Origin of the sequence: Odoribacter sp. Z80, assembly GCF_009935865.1 — a bacterium.
Classification (GTDB): Bacteria; Bacteroidota; Bacteroidia; order Bacteroidales; family Marinifilaceae; genus Odoribacter.
Genome location: NZ_QWEL01000006.1, coordinates 17,047 through 38,235, shown reverse-complemented (window position 1 = coordinate 38,235; position 21,189 = coordinate 17,047). Strand labels below are relative to the sequence as shown.

The following is a 21,189-nucleotide window of genomic DNA, read 5'->3' as shown; positions in this document are numbered from 1 at the left end:
CCGTTTTCATCCCTACTTACCGTAGTCCAGCATCTGAGTCAGGAAATCTTCCGGATAAGAAATTCTCACATCAACAATCTCTCCGTTCTCTTCCACCGGAGCATATTCCGGATTGATGAAACCGGCATAAGGCGCCACACCCAACCGCTCGTACCGCTCTAATATTTCGGCATGCAATTCTGGATCCACTTTTACTCCGTAAGTTTCAATCAACTGACGGGCCGCCTCATAATCCCCCTCCGATTTAATACGTTGTACTTCGGCAAGCAATTGCCCGAACAAAAGTCGTAAAGCCGTAAAATCCCGGATCACAAAAAAAGTCTTCCCCTCTTTTCTCACCCGTTCAATCACCCCATTGCTCCGTCCCCGGTCATATACCCATGCTGCAATAGTCTGACGGTTACGCATATGAGATTCTTCCAGTTGGGCCCCTGGCTTAATCCGCGTCAACTGCACCATCAGACCATTGCGGATATAACTGCAATATTCGGCTTTGGCTACTTCCTGAGACGGAATAATTCCCAACTCTATCAATTTCGGGTCCATCATATAATACAAAGCAAACAAATCAGCCCGGGCTTCTTCAATAGTGGAATAGTAATTACGCAAAGCCTCCGTTGTGATTCCCAGAAGCATTTTCCCCGAACCGTGTCCCAGACATTCGTGCAAATCCGTATGCACACTGCTCCCCAACGCCCCGAATTGGCGAGTCCATTCCTTCTCCTCTTCCGTAGCGGCAAACTCATCCAACACGCCAGAAAAACGGGCAGCCATATCATAGGCATAAGTGATATTATCCAAAGTCACCGATTTACTTCCATACCGCTCCCGAATCCACTCCGCATTCGGTAAATTAATACCTATCGGCGTAGAAGGATGGCAATCCCCCCCCAACATAGCAACCTGCATCACCCGGGCCATAATCCCTTTTACCTCTGTCTTTTTAAAACGTTCGTCAACCGGGGCATGCTGCTCAAACCAAAGTGCATTCTCCGCCAGTTTACCGGTACGCTCGCAAGCTTCACGGTCAACGATTTCAACAACCGATTCCCAACTGGCTTTATAAGCCAACGGGTCTCCGTAAACTTCAATAAAACCATTGATAAAATCAACCGAAGCCTCATCTTCTTTCAGCCACTCAATGGAATAGTCGTCAAAAAGTTTTAAGTCACCGGTTTTATAATAATCTATTAACAAATGCATCGCCTTCTGTTGCTGTTCATTACAGGCATAAGACAAAGCCTGCTCCAACCAAAAAACGATCTGTTCCAGATATTTTCCGTACTTTCCTCCGACTTTCCAAACCTGTTCAACTATTTTTCCGTCTTCTTTTACTAAAGTCGAATTCAATCCCCTCGACACCGGGCAATCCTGCAACTCTCCATCTGTCCGGTAAAATTCTTCTACTTCCTTCTGGGTCACACCGACATAATAATGATTTGCCGAAGAGGCTATCAAATCCCGGCCTTTATCCAAAACAACCCGTTTAGCCATATAAGAAGGCTCAAAAATAATCTTTTCCACCTCTTCAAAAGCCTCTGTTTCTCCGACAGCTTCCGCTAACTGCCGGCAATATTCCTGCGAAAAGCCCGGAACAAACTTATCCATAGAATAATGATGATGCACGCCATTGGCAAAAAACACCTGCCTGGCATAAAGCATAAACTGGCGAAAACCATCGGTTTCACGATCTCCGGCATATTCCCGGATAATCTTTTCCAAAAGCCGGCGTACCCGCAGATTGTACTGGTTGTTCTGATCCCAGAGAATATCCCTCCCAGCCAAAGCAGCCCGGCTCAGATAATAGATAAAAATCTTTTCCTTTAACGTTAACGACTCAAATGCCGGAACCTGATAACGTAATATTTTTATATCTGCAAATTGTTCGGTTTGCCAAATAAAATCTTTCATTGTTTTCGTTTTTTCTTCCGATTCAACCCGGTTTTACGGTTTTACATTCTCCTGGTACAGCCATTTTCCTCCTTTCAATACGAATGCATCATAAGAGCCGTCAGGACCGTAAAACATAAAATACCCCTTGTATTTCGGATTCTTAGGAGCCAAATGATCAAAAATTATACGTTTTCCCTTCTTGTCCTGTTTCAGCATCATACTGCCATCACCGGCATACTCAAAAGCCAGGGTACCGCTCCGACTCGTTCCTCTTTGCAATAACGGTCGGTCGAACCGAACTGTTCCATTGCGGTTGAAGCGAGCTATTCTGACAATTTTCTGATTGGTAGCCGGAGTTTTTCTCCATCCCAACAAAGCATAATAAATCTGCTCCCCGGACTCAAAAGCCACCAGGTCATAAAAAAGCCAACCCTCCGTTTCACTTTCCTCATCGGGTACATATTTCAGCAAATAGCCTTGCTGATGTCCGCCTTTCAATGAAAACCAATTATAATAAGCCATTCCATCCTGCAATGGCACAGTCCAGGAAAACAATTCAGCTTCGCTGTTTACACACTTTCTGTAACCCAAGAACTTCACCTGGCGCAATGCAGGATATTGGCCAAACTCCAGTGTCTTCAAATAGGAGGGAATTTTATCTGCCCATTTCAAACGTATACTATCCGTCTCCGCCTCTTTCATTCTCTCAAAAGAGACCGCAATACTATCTGCCTGGGCCCAACCCGGCAACACCCAAATCCACAAAAACAAAAAGATTCCTACTCTCATTTCTCTACCCCATTAAAACGCTCTAAAATTTCCGCAGAGGCCTTCACCGTATGCTTATACCATTGTAAAAATACCTCATCCTTCCGCTTGCCGGACAAATGCCAATCCAGACTGCTTTGCCGCAATCTTTGGGTAACACTGTACATAATCAATGCGGCGCACACACTGACATTCAAACTCTCAGTAAAACCATACATGGGCACCTTTACAAATTCATCAGCCTGGTCTATCACCGTTGAAGACAATCCTGTCAGCTCGGTACCGAAGAAAAAAGCCATCTTACCCTTTTCCAGATCCAGTTCGTCCAACAATACATCATTTGTATGCGGAGTTGTAGCGATAATTCTGTAACCAGCCCTCCTCAATTCATCAATAGTCGACAGAGTATTATCCTCCAGCTCTTTATGCCTGTGCAAAGAAAGCCATGCCCGGGCACCCTGTGAAACTGTCGAACTGATATCATAAGAATTCCGGTTCTCTATTAAGTGTACATCCTGAACTCCATAACAATCAGCAGAACGCATAACGGCACTCTGATTATGGGACTGGTACAAATCTTCCAACACCACTGTCACATAATCCGTTCTTTCCTCAATCATCCGGGTCAACAACGCATTCTTCTCATCCACTACAAAATTTCTCAAATATTCAACCTGCTCTCTGACAGTTTTCATGACATCTTTCTTTTATTTGTCCATAGCAAAATATTTCCACAAAGGTGCTGCATGCAAAGCCTGAAGAATCTGATCCCGCAACAATAAATCCTTTACCTTCTCTGGATTCAACAACTCTACTGCAATATCTTCCGTCGGTTCCAGATTCCTCTCTCCGACCTTTTCCACCCCTATAGCCAAAAAACAATAAGTCAGGTTAGTATGTGTCCCGGGATTGACATTCAATACCATCCACTGCTGCCACTCTCCGTTTCCATATCCGGTTTCTTCCAACAACTCCCGTTTTGCAGCCTCCATCGGATTAGCATCGGAAGGATCAACCACCCCGGCGCAAAGTTCATAACCAACCATCCCCAATCCATGCCGGTACTGCCGCTCCATAACCATTTTCCCCTCCTTAGTGACTGCAATAACATTAACCCAGGCAGGATACTCCAATACATAATAAGAAGGTATTATACTTCCATTAGGCAATTGTACTTTCTCTCTGCGCACCGTAAACCAGGGTTCATGGGAAATGTATTCAGAAGAAAGGACTTTCCAGTTTTCTATTTGTTGCTCTTTCATTGGAATAAGACATAGAAAAAGAAGGGGTGTTTGAATAAACACCCCTTCTTCCGTAAAAAAATCTTGATCAGAATTGATCTGCCAATTCAGCTCCTGCTTTAAATTTAACAACTTTCTTAGCCGGAATGGTAATGGTTTTACCAGTTTGAGGATTTCTTCCGCTTCTTGCACTTCTTTCAGATACAGAGAAAGATCCGAATCCGATTAAAGCAACTTTATCCCCACCTTTCAATGCTTCACCAACTGTAGCAACGAAAGCTTCCAGGGCTTTTTTAGAATCTGCTTTTGTTAAACCTGCTTTTTCAGCAATAGCGTCGATTAATTGAGCTTTATTCATACTATTAATTTTTAGGGTTAGAGTTTTAAACCTTTTATTAGAGGCAAATGTAGCGATTTTATTGACGCTGTCAACACTTTAAAGAAAAAAATTTAAAAAAAACAAGATCTTTATACATTAATCTATACTTTCTGCACATTTTTCCCCGTCCAAAGCAGCAGAAATAATTCCTCCGGCATAGCCAGCACCTTCCCCGCAAGGGTATAAACCCTTTATCTCAGGATGCATCCTCCCTTCCGTCCGGGGAATCCGTAACGGAGAGGAAGTACGGGTTTCCACTCCCAGCAACAAAGCTCTGTCCGAAACAAATCCTCCCGCCCGCCGGCCAAAATGCGACAAACCTGCAACAAGACGTTTATACAACAACTCCGGAAACCATACATCCATCCTGGAACTCCTTATTCCCGGCTTATAAGAAGCGGAAGGCAACAGACGGCTTTCTCTTCCCGTTAAAAAATCAGGCAATACCTGAGCCGGAGCAATCAGCCCTCCACCACCCTCCTCCCAGGCTTTGTGCTCCAGGTATTCCTGAAAATCCACACCCCCGAAAAGGCCTCCAAACTGCAGACGTTCCAGTTCTCCTTTTCCCACTGCCGTTACGATGGCAGAATTAGCCCACGGCGTATTCCGGCCAGAAGAAGACATTCCGTTTACAACCTGCTGTCCTGGGGCTGTGGCAGCAGGAACAACCACTCCTCCCGGACACATACAAAATGAATAAACACCCCTGCCCTCCACATTCGTTACAAAATTATATTCTGCAGCAGGAAGCCAGGGACCCCGTCCCGAAGCTGTATGATACTGCATACAATCTATATCCTGCTGAGGATGTTCCAAACGCAATCCCACCGCAAAATCCTTGGGCTCCAGCAACACGGATTTTTGCCACAACATCCGGTATACATCCCGGGCAGAGTGTCCGGTAGCCAGAATCACATGACGGGCTAAAAACTCCTTTCCTCCAGCTACCACCCCACACACCTGATTCCCACTCAACAACAAATCCGTCATCCGGGTATTAAAATGCACTTCCCCTCCGTATTTTTCTATCGTTTTGCGCATATTCACAATTACTCCCGGCAGTTTATCAGTGCCCACATGAGGATGGGCATCCACCAGAATATGTTCATGAGCGCCGTGAAATACCAGAATTTCCAAAGCCCGCCTGACATCTCCTCTTTTTTTAGACCGGGTATACAATTTCCCGTCAGAAAAAGTACCGGCCCCTCCTTCCCCGAAACCAAAATTTGAATCTTCGTTCACCACTCCGGTCTTATACAAGCTATTCAGATCCTTTTTTCGCAAATCAACAGCCTTACCACGTTCCAATATAATCGGACAAAAACCTTTTTCTATCAACCGTAAAGCTGCAAACAAACCTCCCGGACCAGCCCCTACGACAATGACCGGCTCCGCACCACTCACATCCCGGTAAGCCGGCAGGAACACCTTTTCCCGTTTTTCCACGCAATCAATATGGATGCCCACAGTTAAATTAAATAAAACCTCTTTCTGACGGGCATCTACAGAACGCCGAACCACTTCAATATGTTTAATCCGTTCAGGCAGAATCCCCTCACTCCGGGCAACAAACTTTTTCAAAACCTCCGCAACCCCTGCCACCTCTGGTTTTACCCTGAGTTGTATTTCCTTATACATGATACGAGAATTTATTCAAAATTAAAACAAACCGTAAACACACGCGCCCTCAATCTTTTCAAAGCATAGGTATAATTCTCAAAACCGGGAATGGAAGGGTCAGGACGATGCACCAAAACATCCGTCAACCCTATTGAAAAACGTAGTTCGATACCCAATTTAAAGTAAGGAAGATAGAAATCACAACCGCCGGCTGTTTCCAGAAATACATCCCCCTGATTGGTCCGGAAATAAACAGACTTATCCGGATTTATCCGGTCATGTTTCTGGAAATCATACTTATAACTGGCCCCTGCCGCAATGAAAGGCCTGAAATTATTGATGCGTTTCGCCTTATACTTCAACATCAAAGGCAAAGATGCATAAACCGATTCATTGTAAGCATACTGTTTATTATTCTCGGTTTCAGGAATATGAGTATAAACCAATGAACGGGATGAAAATTCCAGTGCAGGTAAAAAACGCAATCCCAGATCATCACAAATCCGAAGCTCAGAAATGATTCCTACCAGAAAACCAACATCTAACTTCCCGGTTTCAGCCCTCCAATCATTGACTCCGGACAAAACAGCCCTATAATCCATGTAATTGATTCCCAAAGAAAAACCGAAATGCATCCAGGTCCTGTCTCCCCGCTGATAATTCAGAATACTGGTATTTCTCATTATTTTCTGTGCATCACAACACCAAAAATAAAACACCAACAAGCCGATACAGAAAAGCTTTCTTATCATAATTCTGCTTTCACTCTTCCTCATATGGAATGGGGACGAAAGTAGTTAATTTCATTGTTTTCCCCAAATCTCTGCTGCTTTTAAAGTGAAAAAGTATAATTTTGAAGATATTTATATACATGTTCACACTGCATATAAATACCACTTTTGAATAATCTTTAAACTCTTTTTTATGAAAAAGATAGCATTCATCACCGGAGCAACATCCGGAATAGGAAAAGCCACTGCCTTAAAAGCTGCCGCAGCAGGATTCGATATAATTATCAGCGGACGGCGGAAAGAACGCCTGCTTCAACTGGCGGATGACATTCGCAGGATGGGAGCCGAAGTGCTACCTCTGGCATTCGATGTCAGAGATCCAGAAGCCGTCAAAACAGCTATCGGGCAATTGGAAGATAAATGGCAAAACATTGCAGTATTGGTAAATAATGCCGGTTTAGCTGTCGGCACTAATCCCATCCAGGAGGGACTTTTAGAAGACTGGGAACGGATGATAGACACCAATATCAAAGGACTGCTTTATATCACCCGGGAAGTCGCTCCCCTGATGGTAGCCCGGCAAAACGGACATATTGTCAACCTGGCCTCTATCGCCGGAAAAGAAGTATATCCCGGAGGAAATGTCTACTGCGCCACCAAGCACGCTGTCGATGCATTGTCTAAAGCCATGCGCGTCGATATGCTGAAACATCACATCAAAGTAACCAACATTGCTCCCGGAATGGTGGAAACCGAATTCTCCATCGTACGCTACAAAGGAGATGAAGAAGCAGCTAAAAATGTGTATAAAGGCATGACACCCCTGACCAACGAAGATATTGCCGACACCATCCTCTTCGCCATTACCAGACCGGCACACGTTTGCCTGAATGACATCGTAATCATGCCTACGGCACAGGCAAACTCCAGAGATGTAAACAGGGAATAACAAACCACTCATAAATAACGATTTTAGATTTACGGGCCGGATTCACGCACAAACAGGTCTCCCCTGTCAAAGCAAAAACCGCCAATCGTAAATCTAAAATCAAAATAAAATCCTAAAGTTATTCCAGCTCCAGTCCGAAAATTTTTTTCAAATCACCGACCACCGGATTGAGATCCAGAAAATGGTCAAATTTCTCACTGGCAGTAAAAAGCTTCTTTTCTTCATTGGTGGTCTGTACATCAAACAATTTAAAGACTACGGAAAGAAAACCATTATTCAGGTCTTTCATAAAAGCATTCTGCATATGAGACTTTAAGGCTTCTAACTTTTCCAACTGAAGCTGATTATCTGCAAAAATAGTAATCTGCTCCTGTTCAATCACCGGACGATGACTTCGCAAAGCACTCGTAATACTTACTTCCGGATGATGTACGGCAATAAAATTTTCGATGGCATCCAATACTCCTTTTTCCTGAATCACTTCCTTGGCAGAAATTGGCCCTTTTTTTTCCTCCGCCACTATCCGAACCTTTGCAACAGGTTGATTCTGGCTGACTTCACGGAACGAATCCTTGATCTTGAAAGAAGCATCAGGGCGTCCTTTGACAGATTCTGCCGCCCGATGAACAGACGAAGAAGAAGTAACCTGATTTTTTATTTCCCGGGTGGCTGATTCATATTTTCCGTTAAACCCCGGAATTTTCAACAGGCCGGAAAACTCCGAAGCCCTCAGATTTTTTTTTTTAATTCATTGATCTGACAAAGACGGATAAAAGCAATCTCAACACATAACCTCTTTTCCATCCGTACTTTATATTGCATTTCACATTGCTCCACCACTTTTAAAGCCTCATAGAGGAAATCAATAGAACACTCCTCTGCCTGCTTGGCATACCGCGCCTTTACGCCGGCACTCACTTCCAGCAGCTGAACTGTAGACGGTTCCCTGGCAACCAGTACATCCCGGAAATGTTTCCCCAATCCGGCCAACAGATTACCTCCGTCAAAACCTTTTCCGAGAATTTCATCAAAAAGCAACAAAGCCTCTGCGACTTTCCCGTTATAAAACAAATCCGTCAGCCGGAAATAATAATCGAAATCCAGTACATTCAGATTCTTGATGACCTGGTCATAAGTCAGGTTTTTTCCGCAAAAACTGACCACCTGGTCATAAATCGAAAGAGCATCCCGCATCGCCCCGTCCGCCTTTTGGGCAATCACATCCAGAGCCGCTTCTTCAGCTGTAACGCCTTCTTTAGCAGAAATGTATTTCAAATGCTCCACAGTATCGCCGACCTTCATCCGGTTAAAATCATAAATTTGACAACGGGACAGGATGGTAGGTAATATCTTATGTTTTTCGGTAGTGGCCAGAATAAACACAGCATGTGCTGGCGGTTCCTCCAATGTTTTCAAAAAAGCATTAAAAGCCGACGTACTCAGCATGTGCACCTCATCAATGATATAGACGCTGTATTTCCCCACCTGGGGCAATATCCTTACCTGCTCCACCAAACCCCGGATATCGTCCACGCTGTTGTTTGACGCAGCATCCAATTCGTGAATATTCAACGAACGCCCGGCATTGAACGCCTTACAGGATTCGCATTCGTTGCAAGGCTCTGCATTGGGCTGCAGATTCATGCAGTTAATGGTCTTTGCAAAAATACGGGCACATGTCGTTTTGCCCACTCCCCGCGGACCGGTAAACAAATAAGCCTGCGCCAATTGGTGATTCACAATGGCATTCCTCAAAGTAGAGGTAATAGCCAACTGCCCCACCACCGTATCAAAACTCGCAGGTCTGTATTTTCGGGCTGAAACGATAAAATTTTCCATAAATCAAATTCTAAACCGGAGGTTACGGACCATAGCCCATGACCATTGCGGGCATAAAGTTAGTAAGGTTTTCCTGTATTCCCAAATCTCTGCCCACTTTTCGATTTTCTCTGCAATCATCAGATTTTCTCCAGATCGGCTTTAGCTATCCAGCCTTCATTGCCATCTGCCAAGCGAATATTATACCAGTCACCTAACTCTCCGACGACTTTTACCTTTAAACCTTCATGAATCAGGAACAAACTGGTACCGCTCTTATCAGGAGCTCCTTTGACGGTAACACTGGGAGTAGTAATAATCGCATATTCTCTCTCTGTAACCCGCTCATTCTGCCTCATGGCAAAATACACTGTTCCCAGTGTCAGTAAAAAAGACAGAATACCAATCGAAAATCCCACTTTTTTCACCCCTATGGAACGGGAGTAAAAAAACAAAGCAGCCATACCGAGAAACAAAATAAATAAAGCCACAGAAATATATCCCCACTGGTCAGCAGAAAAATGATTTTCCAAAGCCCTATACCATCTGACCAAAAACAATTCCGGTAAAACCTCAATTTTATCCACAATAGCCTGTTGAGCCATCTTTAAATTGTAACGGGCCATTTCATCGCCCGGCTTCAACAGCAAGGCCCTCTCATAATTCAGTATGGCTTTCGTATTCTCGCCCATTTTATAATAACAGTTTCCCAGATTATAATACAATCCGGCAGATTCCTGCCCCTCAGCCAATAAGCTTTCATACAGGCCAGCGGCTTCACTGTATTTTCCCTCAGCATAATATTGTCCGGCCTGTTCCGGAACCTGAGAGGATGCCGTAATCCTCCCCAGGCCCAACCACAGTATAAATCCTATGCATAATATCTTTTTCATCTCTTTTGACAATTTAGCCTTTTATGCTTTTATCCAATTTAGTAATCACGTCAATACTGGAAGTATAGACTTTATCCATCTCCTGGTCAGAATTACTCCCCGGAGCATACCGGGCATACTCACAGGTATCCAATACCCCGATAAACTCTTTCAAAGCACTCTCTTGAACCCCCTTCTTCTGCAAAATATCACTGATGTTATCACGATTCAGTTCGGCCCGGTCTATATTCAATTTATAGCTCATATACCCCCATAAAGCTTTCAATACTTCTTCATAAAACCGCTCCGCATTGTGAGACTTCATAGCCAATGCAGCCGCTTTCAACCGCTTCCGGGCCATTTTGGTTGCCGCCTTATTTTTTACCCGGGCCATATCGCTATTCGCTTTGATTCTTCTCCGGTTCAATATAGCCCCCGCAATAAACAGGAACAACGGAATAAACAAAGACAGCCAATAAGCAGGCGTCCCCAAAAAACGTACCCCTGTCGGCCTCAGGTGCAGCTCACCTGTTTTGATGTAACGAATATCTTCCCCCACCTGACGGATATCCTCCTTTTTAAAAGAATGGACAGTACTACCGTTATTTCCGCCAGCAAGCCCTTTCTCAGTCCCCTTTCGCACAAAAACCTTATATTCTTTCCCGGAAAGTATCTTATAACTACCGCTTTGAGAGTCAAAATAAGAGTATTGTACAGCCGGAATCTTATATTCTCCGGAATAACGGGGAATAACAAGATATTCAAAAGAAACTGTCCCGCTCATGCCATTTTCCGTCACCCGGATATCCCGCGATTCTTTGGGGTCATAAGTTTCAAAATCAAGAGGAAAATTAATAGCAGGAGCCTGCAATAATTTTAAGTTTCCGGTTCCCCGGAAAACAACCTTATAAGTGACCGCATCATTGGCATCTACAGTATCGGCAGAAATAGAGGTAGACATGCTGATATTCCCCACAGTACCGCTAAAACCAACCGGTTTACCGGCCAAAGGCAATTCCTTCACCTGAACGACTACCGGCTTACTGCGACGCATGGCCCGGACTTCCCGGTAATTTCCGAAGAAATCATCAAAGAAACTGCGTCCGCCCCCCGTCAGACGCTGACGGACAATACATTCCAATTCAAAAGGCTCTATGGTAATCTCACCCGTATGTTGAGGATACAATAACATTTTCCGGATGACCCCTACATTATAAATCTGCCCGTTATAATTCTCCCGCACCAATTCAATCCGTTGGGGTGTCGGCACCTCTTCTGCCAGGAAACCGTCAAAAGAAGGAAATTTACTGCGTCCGAAATTAGTCAGGTCCACTTTCGAGTACACCTTTATGGTTGCTACCAGACTTTCCCCTATATACAGATTACGCCGGGAAACCTCTACCTTTACAAACAAATTATTCTCATTCAAAGAAGCAGAAGCATCAGGCTGTACGGCCTGATGCTCCCTGCGGTTTCCCGTACCGCCGTTTCCGCTTCCCTTGACAACTTCAATCTTTACTCCATTCGATTGATACGACCGACCGTCCACCATTACCGTAGCCGGACGTATTTCATAAGTCCCCTCCTTTACTCCCTCCAATACAAAAGTATAAGTATAAGACACACTTTGGGTCGTTCGTCCGTTTACGGTAGAAGACATAAAAGACTGGCTGGTCGAGGGCCCCATCAACAAATCAAATCCTTCCAGAGACGGCAATTGCAGATTAGAACCTTCCTTATTCAAAGTATAAGACAGTCTGAACTCTTCTCCCACAGCCACCACAGAAGGCGCCGATGCCTTAAATTCCACATTCTGGGAAAAAGCCAACGAACAAACAAACAATAATATGACTAATCCGAGTTGTTTCATCTGTATACGTTTAAAATCCTGCAAAATTACCAATCTTTTTCAATTTTCATTTTCTTTGCTTTCTGCTCCTGCACTTTTTGTTTCTGCACCTTCTCCTGCACTTTCTTCTCATCATTCTGCAAAGCTTCTAACAACCGCTCAGCATCCTCTTTGGAAATTTTCGAAGGCTGTTCCTGCTGCTGACCTTGCTGGTCTTTTTTATCCTGATTTTGCTGATCTTTATTTTGCTCCTGCTGGTCCTTCTTATCCTGGTCCTTTCCCTGATCCTGGTTCTGATCCTGGTTCTGATTCTCTTTGTCCTGATCCTGTTCCTCTTTATCCTGGTTTTGGTCCTGGTCTTGGTTTTTGTCCTGATTCTGCTGGTCTTTATTTTGCTCCTGCTGTTGTTTCTGCCGGGCAAATTCCAGATTATATTTAGTCGGTTCTGAAGCAGGACGATTCCTCAACGATTCTTTATACGCTTCTATACTCTCATCCGTCTTTTGCATAGCCAATAAAGTATTCCCGATATTATGGTAAATCTCACCCAATCGTTCTTTATCAGTCTCTTTCTTAGCCAAGGCAGTAAATTGTGACAAAGCCTCCTCATATTTTTTTTGCTTATACAAGGCATCCGCCATGTTAAAGGCAGCTTCAAACGACTCGGCTCTTTTATCCGAAGCCTTGCGGTATTCCACTTCCGCTTTCTCAAAATCCTGCTTTTCAAAAAAATCATTCCCTTCCCGAATGAATTTCCTTTCCGTTTGAGCCATGCCGGACATAGCCATCCCCCACAACATCACTCCCGCCACAAAACTGATTATCGCTTTCATCATTCACCGATATTATTAATACGTCTTATCTTCTGAAAATATTGATCTTCATAAAATACTTGTTCTTCCTTCCCAAAATCATAAATTCAACCAAAATGAAGAACAAACCCACCAACAGAAAATATTGATATTTTTCTGCATAATCACTATATACCCTCTCTTCCAGTAAGGTCTTTTCCATCTGATTCACTTCATCCAGCAATTGGTTCAACCCCACATCCGTATTGCTGGCCCGAACATACACTCCCTCTCCAGCCTTAGCCACTTCCTGCAAGGTATTCTCATCCAGTTTGGAGATCACCACATTTCCCTGTCCGTCCTTCATAAATTGGCCGGAAGCACCCTTTTGAGGGATAGGAGCGCCCTGTTCCAGCCCCATTCCGATGGTATGAACCACAATCCCTTTTTCATGGGCTCGCTTGGCGGCAATGATAGCATCATCCTGATGATTTTCACCGTCTGTAATGACAATGATAGCTTTCGAAGTCTCTGCCTCCGGCGTAAAAGAACGGGCAGCAAGGTCTATCGCCGAACCGATTGCCGTTCCCTGCACAGGCACAATGTCCGTATTGATACCCGATAAAAAAAGCTTGGCAGAAGAATAATCCGTAGTAATAGGCAACTGAACATAGGCATCTCCGGCAAATACCACCAACCCCACTTTATCATCAGACAACTTTTCCACCATACGGGAAATAGCCATTTTAGCCTTTTCCAAACGACTGGGCTTGATATCCTGAGCCATCATCGAATTGGATACATCCAAAACAATCATCAGCTCCACTCCCTTCTTTTTCACTTGCTGCAACTTAGAGCCGAACTGCGGACCTGCAACCCCCAATATCACAAAAGCCAAAGCCAGCATCAGCATTACAAACTTCCATGTACCCCGCTTAAAAGAAAGCAAAGGCATCAAAGGTTTCAACAGTTCCGGATTTCCAAACTCCGCAATCGCTTTCCTTTTCTTCCCGACCATTACTACATAAAAAACAACCAGTAGTAAAATAACAATCAAAAGGTATAATAATCCAGGATGGGCAAATCTAAACATAACCAAATTATTTTATGATGTCGTAATGAGTTACTACGGAATTTTTCTCAGTAAAGTATAACGCAACAAGGCCTGTGTAATCAACAAAAACAGACCGACCAATCCAAAAATAAAATACTGTTCCTCCTTTTTGCTGAAATGCTTCACTTCTATTTTACTCTTTTCCAACTGGTCTATCTCCTGATAAATTTGTTTCAATTTATTGTTATCCGTTGCCCGAAAATATTTTCCATCCGTTAAATGAGCAATCTGCTGCAATACCTCCTCATCAATTTCCACCGGAACATTACGCAACTCCACACCAAACGGCGTTTGTACCGGATAAGGAGCTTCCCCGTAAGTCCCCACTCCAATCGTATACACCCGAATGCCATATGCTTTCGCCAACTCCGCTGCGGTCAGGGGAGCAATAGCCCCCCGGTTGTTTACTCCGTCGGTCAATAAAATCACAACCTTCGATTTCGCCGGACTGTCTTTCAGACGATTTACCGCATTCGCCAAACCCAAACCAATAGCCGTACCATCCTCTATCATCCCGCTTTGTACCTCCCTCATTAAATTCACCAATACAGCCTGGTCTGTGGTCAAAGGACACTGGGTAAAACTCTCCCCGGCAAAAATCACCAGTCCTATCTTATCCTGAGGACGTTCCAGAATAAATTTAGTAGCCACCTCCTTAGCCGCTTCCAGACGGTCCGGGGTAAAATCACGGGCCAGCATACTGCCGGAAATATCCAAAGCCAGTACAATATCTATTCCTTCACTGGTATAAGTCTGCCAGTTATTACTCGACTGAGGACGGGCCAAAGCCACCACCAGAAAAAAAATGGCCAACACCTGCAACACAAACAACAAATGCCGCATCCAGATTTTTCCGGTATGCCTCATTCCTTTAAATGCCCGCAAAGAAGAAAACTGCAAATCGGCATAGGATTTTTTTTCCCGCAAAACATACCACAATATCATCGGCACCAGAAGTACCAACAACCAAAAATATTCCGGGTTTGCAAATTCGAATCCAAACATATTCTTTAAATTTTACCCTGCATGACACTAATTATTACTTTCCCCTATAGCGGTTCCGGAATCCAATGTACCCTTCTTTTCCTCCTCATGGCGTCTGTTTTCCTCTTCCTCTGCTTTCTGTTGCTCAAGTTTTTCAGCCTGCTTCCTCTGGTGAGTACTATTCACAAAACCATAAGCCATCTCCAAATGGCGGGCATTCTCATCCTGCAAAGGGGTGTATTTGGCAAATTTCACAAAATCAGCCGTAGAAAGCAATTCCTCCATCCTTTCCCGCTCCTTCGTTTCAACTTCCGGTTTCTCTTTCAAAGCCGTCATAATCTCTCCCGAAGTCTGTTCCATGGCAGCAATCCCGAACTCCTCATCCAAATATAACCGGACCGTATCTGTCAAACGGGTATAATACTCTTTTTCCCGGCCTGCCTGCCATAACTTCTCTTCCTTGATTTCGTCCAAAGAACGGATAGCCTTTACATACGGGGGTATCTCTTCTTTTTTCACCACAAACAAAGGCTTATTCTTTTTACGCCTCCGCCAGAACCATATTCCCACCAGCAGAAGGCCTACCCCCAACAAACTCCAGAGCAAATAAGGCAGAATCTCCCGGAAAGTCCAGGGAGCATCATAAGGATATACAATGTCATAATTCCCTTTCTGAGGGTCTACCTGATAGGTATTCACCACAAAAGAAACCGGTTCTGTCCGCAAGACATTGTTATAATCCTGATTTATAATCTTTACCGGCATTGAAGGCACAACATACACCCCTGTATCGAATGCCGTAATCAAATACTTTTCCTCTATCAGCCATTTTCCGTTTTTTTCTCTGACAGAATCCCGCAGAGGACCCGAAAGAATTTCCACCCCTTGCACCACCGTATCTCTCAACAAAGGAAACTCCACCTTCACTTGTCCGTCACTGCGTACCTGAAAGGTCAAATGTTGCTGATCTCCGATAAGCATGTAATTGGTGTCCAACGCAACCCCATATTCCACATTTTGCGCCCTCCCCGCTCCAATTCCTGCCAACAGCAACAGACAAACCCATATTTGTTTTAAACCCATCATAACTTACGTTTTCCTAAGCTCTTTTCTTAAATAAAGCAATCAAAGCCCTGACATAATCTTCATCCGAACGGATGTGAGCCACATCCACTCCCGAACGCTTGAAAGTAGACTCCAGTTCCTTCTCCCGTACAAAAGCATATTTTTCATAGGCATCCCGCAATTTCCGGTCGGAGGTATCTACCCACATCCGCTCGCCGGTCTCAGCATCCCGCAAATACATCATCCCCACCGGAGGAAGCACATTCTCACGGGGGTCGTATATCCGCAAAGCAACTACATCATGTTTCCGGTTCGCAATAGACAAAGCATGCGAAAAATCATGCTCATCTATAAAATCCGAAATCACAAAACAAGTGCAACGCTTCTTTATTGAACTGGTCACATACTCCAAAGCCTGTTCGATATTGGTCTGTTTGTCATCCGGTACAAAATCTATCAACTCCCTGATAATATGCAATATATGAGTCCGGCCCTTCTTCGGCGGAATAAACTTTTCTATCTTATCGGAAAAGAAAATTACTCCGATTTTATCGTTATTCTGAATCGCTGAAAAAGCAATCACAGCAGCAATCTCCGTAATCTGGTTCTTCTTCAGCTTTGAAACGGTACCAAAATTACGGGAAGCACTGACGTCTATCATCAGCATCACTGTCAATTCACGTTCCTCCTCAAAAACCTTTACATAAGGATGATTATGACGAGCCGTCACATTCCAGTCGATATTCCGGATATCATCTCCGTATTGATACTCCCTGACCTCACTGAAAGTCATACCCCTGCCCTTGAAAGCAGAGTGATACTCTCCGGCAAAGATATTGCTGGACAATCCCCGGGTTTTGATTTCAATCTTCCGGACTCTTTGTAATAATTCAGAAGTCTCCATAAATAAAGATTAAAAGTATACAGGACACGACCTACCGCTTATCAGGGCACTTCAACCTGGTTCAGGATTTCATTAATAATATCCTCACTGGTAATGTTATTCGCTTCAGCTTCATAAGTCAGGCCGATACGGTGGCGGAGCACATCATGACATACAGCACGGACATCCTCCGGAATAACATATCCTCTACGTTTAATAAAAGCATACGCCTTGGCTGCTTTCGCCAGGCTGATGCTGGCACGAGGGGAACCTCCGTAGGAAATCATATTCACAAACTTCTCCAACCCGGCATCCTGGGGAAAACGCGTGGCAAAAACAATATCAATGATATATTTTTCGATTTTCTCATCCATATAGACATCCTTTACGACCTCCCTGGCCCTCACAATATCGGCAGGTTTTAAAATGGTATTCGCCTGGGGAAAGGATTTTTCCATATTTTGGCGGACAATCAGTTTTTCCTCTTCCTTCTTAGGATAATCAATCACCACCTTCAGCATAAAACGGTCGACCTGTGCTTCCGGTAACGGATAAGTACCTTCCTGCTCAATGGGGTTCTGGGTGGCCATCACCAAAAAAGGTTCCTGCAACCGGTAGGTCGTATCCCCGATAGTAACCTGACGTTCCTGCATGGCTTCCAACAGAGCCGACTGCACCTTGGCCGGAGCACGGTTGATTTCATCAGCCAGAATGAAATTAGCAAATATAGGCCCGTGTTTTACGACAAACTCTTCCCGCTTTTGAGAATAAATCATGGTACCAAGCACATCGGCCGGCAAAAGGTCAGGCGTAAACTGTATACGACTGAACTTAGCATCAATAGTTGTAGCTAATGTATTAATAGCCAAAGTTTTTGCCAAACCAGGAACTCCTTCCAGCAAAATATGTCCATTGGAAAGCATACCAATCAAAAGTCCTTCTACCAAATGCTTCTGTCCCACAATCACCTTGTTCATTTCAATGTTTATCATATCGACAAACGAACTCTCCTGCTGTATGCGTTCATTCAATGCTTTGATATCAACAGTATCCATACTTTATAATTTTAAAGTTGTTATATCTTAATAAAATCTCTTACGAAACTTCCCTAAATCTGTTTGAAAAGATTCTCTTTTTTAGCAGATTTTAATGATAGCAAAATACTTGATTTTAGATACACCAAAATTAGAAAATCCCCTTCCAAATGTTAAATTTTAGAACTTAAAAAACGTTAAGCCTTCGTTTAAGGTTTTGCAAAAAAATCAGGAGAACGTAAGCCCTCCTGTCTGCTGCTAATCCATATTTTCCTTATCTCTCCGTTTAACCACCTTAAAATAACCCAGAAGAAAAATATAAATAGTGAATACAAATATCAAACAACGTAAAAAAAGATGAGAAGCACTCACCCGGCCGGAAACTGCAAAATCCTGCACTAAAGCCGGGAGCATATAGACCATCAACCCGCCCAAAACAAATAACTGGGCGATAGTGAAAAAACGCTCCCGTTGTTCCCGCCTCAGACGACGGGCCCTGACTTCAGGAGGTTCCTCCGCACGCGCCATCTTAGGACGCTGATTTTTATAAATGGGATGGGGTACATTTCTGTTTCTCCACGCCCGGAAACGTTGTTTTATCCGCATGCCCGCTAACAAGGCAAATACACAAAAAGCCAACAATATCAATGTATCCCTGCTCATATTATCTTTTTTATTGTTTCCGCAAAAGAAGAAACAAAGATAAAAAATTTACTATACAATAGACGGGTCAATACGGATCAACGTCACAAAAAATCCTCACCGTATGGAAATCCTTCTCCCGCCGCAATTCAACCAATTCTTTGCGTATAAAAGACTTCACTCCGGAATAAGACATCCCGGTCTCTATTTTCAGCATCACCACCAGCCGATACAATCCGCCGATACGGCCTACTTCCGGCACTGCCGGTCCGCAAACCCTTTTCCCCAGCTTCTCCCTTAATCGCATAGCCACACGATTTGCAGCATGCCGCAAAACAACCGCATCCCTGGCCCGGAATTCCATCTGAATCAACCGGGCACAGGGAGGATACAGGAAAAAGCCCCGCTCAGCAACAAGCTGGGAAAAAAAGGTTTCATAATCTCCTTCCGTCAACATCCGGTAAACCCGATTTTTCAAATCTGCAGCCTGAATAACCACTTTCCCCCTCTCCCCCTTCCGGCCACTTCGCCCGCTCACCTGAGTCAGCATGCAATAAGCCCGTTCTTCGGCTCTGAAATCCGGAAAATTCACCATGCTGTCAGCATCCATCACCCCTACTAATTTTACATTCTCAAAATCCAGCCCTTTCGTAACCATCTGGGTGCCGATTAAAATATGTGTTTTTCCTGCAGCAAAATCGTCTATAACCGCTTTATACCTGGACCTACTGCTCATCACATCCAAATCCATCCGCGCAACCCTCTTATCCGGAAACAAACGCCCGACCTCTTCCTCTATTTTTTCCGTTCCCGGAGTCATCTCCTTATAGTGGCCACTGCCACATTCCAAACACACGTCCTCCATTGGTAACATAGCTCCGCAATAACGGCACACCAACACATTCCGCTGCTTATAATAAGTCAGACTCACATCACAATACTTACATTTCGGTATGGTACCGCATTGCCCGCATTGCACATAAGTGGAATACCCCCGGCGATTCTGAAACAAAATCACCTGTTTCCCGGCAGACAATACCTTTTCCATCTCATGAACCAACAAAGGGGAAAAACTCCCCTTCATCAATTTTTTCCGGCGATATTCCCCGACATCTGCCAACACAACCTCAGGCATTTGTATTCCCCCATACCGGCCGTTAAGTCTTACTAATCCGTATTTTCCGCTCACTGCATTTTGCCAGGATTCAAACGAAGGCGTTGCCGACCCTAACAAAACACGGGCCCCATGAATTTTTCCCAGCATAATGGCGGCATCCCTGCCCTGATAACGGGGTGAAGGTTCTTTTTGTTTATAGGAAGGATCATGCTCTTCATCCACAATAATCAAACCGAGCCCGGAAAAAGGCAGAAATACAGAAGAGCGTACCCCCAGAATCAAAGGATAAGGATAAGGTCCGCACTGCTTTTTCCATAATTCAGCCCGGGCTGCATCCGACATGCCGGAATGGTAAATCCCCACCTTTTCCCCAAACACACTCTGCAACCGCTTCACAATCTGAACCGTCAAAGCAATTTCCGGCAACATATACAATACCTGCTCTCCCCGCTCTATGTATTCTTTTATCAAATGAATATATACTTCCGTCTTACCGGAAGAAGTAACTCCTTGCAACAAAACGCAATCTTTTCCGGCAAAACCATTCTTAATATCATGCAACGCTCCGGATTGTTCCGCAGTTAACGGATGCCATCCGTGATCACAAGCTCTCCCTTCCTCCAAACGACTCACAGAACGCTCTACGACCCGTAAAATTCCTTTATCACACAAAGTTTTCAAGGCCACCGCATTTTGCCCGGTCTGTTGCAGAAAATCCCCCCGCAACATCTCATCCTTCCCCCATTCTATCCACCGGCATACCATCCTATACTGCACCGGAGCTTTTTTCAAACCATCCAGAATCCTGTTCAATTGCTCGTCGGAATACTTCCGGCCCCAGACAACATAACGCTCCGTCTTTTCCCGATACGTTTCTCCAACCGTCTCCTTCACCTGAATATACCCTTTATCCAGTAAAGAACGGACCACTACCAAACCGTGTCTTAACTTCAGATACTTTTCCGCCTCCCTCAGCGCAACACTCTCCCCGGGCCGTAAAAAACCCAACAACATCTTCTCCTGTTCCGTCAGCACAACATCATCCCCCTCCCTGCAAGTCCGGATAAGCGCAGTAAAACTCTCCAAACGGAAAGCCACCGGGAAAACCGCTTTCATCACCTCACCCAAAGTAGCCATGTAATATTCACTCACCCAAAATAAAAACTTCAGATGTTCATCACCCAAACAAATCCGCTCCTCCACGATTTCTTCCAGCCATTTCACCTCATAGCCCTCCGGTTTACAGTCATGTACACGCCCAACCAGAGCCGTATACTTCTTATGACCGGCAAAAGAAACCAATACTAACATACCCGGACGAACACGCTCCTCCCATTCTTCTCTGATCCCGTAAGTATACATTCCCTCCACAGCAAGAGGCACTATAACATCTGCATATTTCATTCCTATTACATCGGCTTTAATCACTCAAAAATACA

19 protein-coding genes and 1 pseudogene are annotated in these 21,189 nt (G+C 44.3%); 1 reads left to right on the top strand and 19 read right to left on the bottom strand.

Annotation, left to right across the window (positions count from 1 at the left end; translation table 11 throughout):
- Positions 1 to 12: 12 nt before the first annotated feature.
- The 7 genes from D1136_RS07010 to D1136_RS06980 all read right to left on the bottom strand — a co-directional run bounded on the left by D1136_RS07010 (position 13) and on the right by D1136_RS06980 (position 6,653).
- Positions 13 to 1,911: a dihydrofolate reductase gene (locus tag D1136_RS07010; RefSeq protein ID WP_161876919.1), complete on the bottom strand. Its 1,899-nt coding sequence runs from the start codon at positions 1,909 to 1,911 to the stop codon at positions 13 to 15.
- 33 nt (positions 1,912 to 1,944) lie between these two features.
- Positions 1,945 to 2,682, bottom strand: coding sequence for a hypothetical protein (locus tag D1136_RS07005; protein ID WP_161876918.1), 738 nt, complete (start codon positions 2,680 to 2,682; stop codon positions 1,945 to 1,947).
- The gene (locus D1136_RS07000) at positions 2,679 to 3,356 is read right to left on the bottom strand and encodes an RNA methyltransferase (RefSeq protein WP_161876917.1); all 678 of its coding nucleotides are present in this window, start codon (positions 3,354 to 3,356) and stop codon (positions 2,679 to 2,681) included. Before D1136_RS07000 ends, D1136_RS07005 begins: the two co-directional genes overlap by 4 nt.
- A 12-nt stretch (positions 3,357 to 3,368) precedes the next feature.
- Positions 3,369 to 3,923 (bottom strand): NUDIX hydrolase, encoded by a 555-nt coding sequence (locus tag D1136_RS06995; RefSeq protein WP_161876916.1) that lies wholly within the window; start codon positions 3,921 to 3,923, stop codon positions 3,369 to 3,371.
- A gap of 67 nt (positions 3,924 to 3,990) precedes the next feature.
- Positions 3,991 to 4,260 (bottom strand): HU family DNA-binding protein, encoded by a 270-nt coding sequence (locus D1136_RS06990; protein ID WP_161876915.1) that lies wholly within the window; start codon positions 4,258 to 4,260, stop codon positions 3,991 to 3,993.
- 117 nt (positions 4,261 to 4,377) lie between these two features.
- Positions 4,378 to 5,919, bottom strand: coding sequence for an NAD(P)/FAD-dependent oxidoreductase (locus D1136_RS06985; RefSeq protein ID WP_161876914.1), 1,542 nt, complete (start codon positions 5,917 to 5,919; stop codon positions 4,378 to 4,380).
- Positions 5,920 to 5,930: 11 nt separating this feature from the next.
- Entirely contained in the window at positions 5,931 to 6,653 is a 723-nt protein-coding gene (locus D1136_RS06980; protein ID WP_161876913.1) for a porin family protein, read from the bottom strand.
- A gap of 172 nt (positions 6,654 to 6,825) precedes the next feature.
- Here D1136_RS06980 and D1136_RS06975 point away from each other — a divergent pair, with 172 nt between their 5' ends.
- Entirely contained in the window at positions 6,826 to 7,581 is a 756-nt protein-coding gene (locus D1136_RS06975) for an SDR family NAD(P)-dependent oxidoreductase (protein ID WP_161876912.1), read from the top strand.
- Between the two features lie 118 nt (positions 7,582 to 7,699).
- On the opposite strand, the gene D1136_RS06970 is transcribed toward D1136_RS06975, so the two are convergent.
- From D1136_RS06970 to priA, 12 genes and pseudogenes are all read right to left on the bottom strand, one after another.
- Positions 7,700 to 8,287: a hypothetical protein gene (locus D1136_RS06970; protein WP_161876911.1), complete on the bottom strand. Its 588-nt coding sequence runs from the start codon at positions 8,285 to 8,287 to the stop codon at positions 7,700 to 7,702.
- Positions 8,288 to 8,334: 47 nt separating this feature from the next.
- Positions 8,335 to 9,420, bottom strand: a pseudogene (locus D1136_RS06965) (DNA polymerase III subunit gamma/tau); the annotation flags it as partial.
- 119 nt (positions 9,421 to 9,539) lie between these two features.
- Positions 9,540 to 10,292, bottom strand: coding sequence for a tetratricopeptide repeat protein (locus tag D1136_RS06960; protein ID WP_161876909.1), 753 nt, complete (start codon positions 10,290 to 10,292; stop codon positions 9,540 to 9,542).
- A 13-nt stretch (positions 10,293 to 10,305) separates the two neighbouring features.
- Positions 10,306 to 12,141, bottom strand: a complete 1,836-nt coding sequence (locus D1136_RS06955; RefSeq protein ID WP_161876908.1) for a BatD family protein — start codon at positions 12,139 to 12,141, stop codon at positions 10,306 to 10,308.
- 26 nt (positions 12,142 to 12,167) lie between these two features.
- A complete protein-coding gene (locus tag D1136_RS06950) occupies positions 12,168 to 12,956 on the bottom strand; it encodes a tetratricopeptide repeat protein (RefSeq protein ID WP_161876907.1) in 789 nt (262 codons plus the stop codon).
- 22 nt (positions 12,957 to 12,978) lie between these two features.
- Entirely contained in the window at positions 12,979 to 14,004 is a 1,026-nt protein-coding gene (locus tag D1136_RS06945; RefSeq protein WP_161876906.1) for a VWA domain-containing protein, read from the bottom strand.
- A 33-nt stretch (positions 14,005 to 14,037) separates the two neighbouring features.
- Positions 14,038 to 15,030, bottom strand: a complete 993-nt coding sequence (locus tag D1136_RS06940; RefSeq protein ID WP_161876905.1) for a VWA domain-containing protein — start codon at positions 15,028 to 15,030, stop codon at positions 14,038 to 14,040.
- A gap of 27 nt (positions 15,031 to 15,057) precedes the next feature.
- Positions 15,058 to 16,095 carry a hypothetical protein gene (locus D1136_RS06935; protein WP_237567012.1) on the bottom strand — a complete coding sequence of 346 codons (1,038 nt, stop codon included), beginning with the start codon at positions 16,093 to 16,095 and terminating at the stop codon, positions 15,058 to 15,060.
- A gap of 13 nt (positions 16,096 to 16,108) precedes the next feature.
- Positions 16,109 to 16,978, bottom strand: coding sequence for a DUF58 domain-containing protein (locus tag D1136_RS06930; RefSeq protein ID WP_161876904.1), 870 nt, complete (start codon positions 16,976 to 16,978; stop codon positions 16,109 to 16,111).
- 41 nt (positions 16,979 to 17,019) lie between these two features.
- Positions 17,020 to 18,012: a MoxR family ATPase gene (locus tag D1136_RS06925; protein WP_161876903.1), complete on the bottom strand. Its 993-nt coding sequence runs from the start codon at positions 18,010 to 18,012 to the stop codon at positions 17,020 to 17,022.
- Between the two features lie 237 nt (positions 18,013 to 18,249).
- Complete coding sequence (locus D1136_RS06920; protein ID WP_161876902.1) at positions 18,250 to 18,654, bottom strand: hypothetical protein; 405 nt, start codon at positions 18,652 to 18,654, stop codon at positions 18,250 to 18,252.
- 67 nt (positions 18,655 to 18,721) lie between these two features.
- Positions 18,722 to 21,154 carry a primosomal protein N' gene (priA, locus tag D1136_RS06915; RefSeq protein WP_161876901.1) on the bottom strand — a complete coding sequence of 811 codons (2,433 nt, stop codon included), beginning with the start codon at positions 21,152 to 21,154 and terminating at the stop codon, positions 18,722 to 18,724.
- Positions 21,155 to 21,189: the final 35 nt, after the last annotated feature.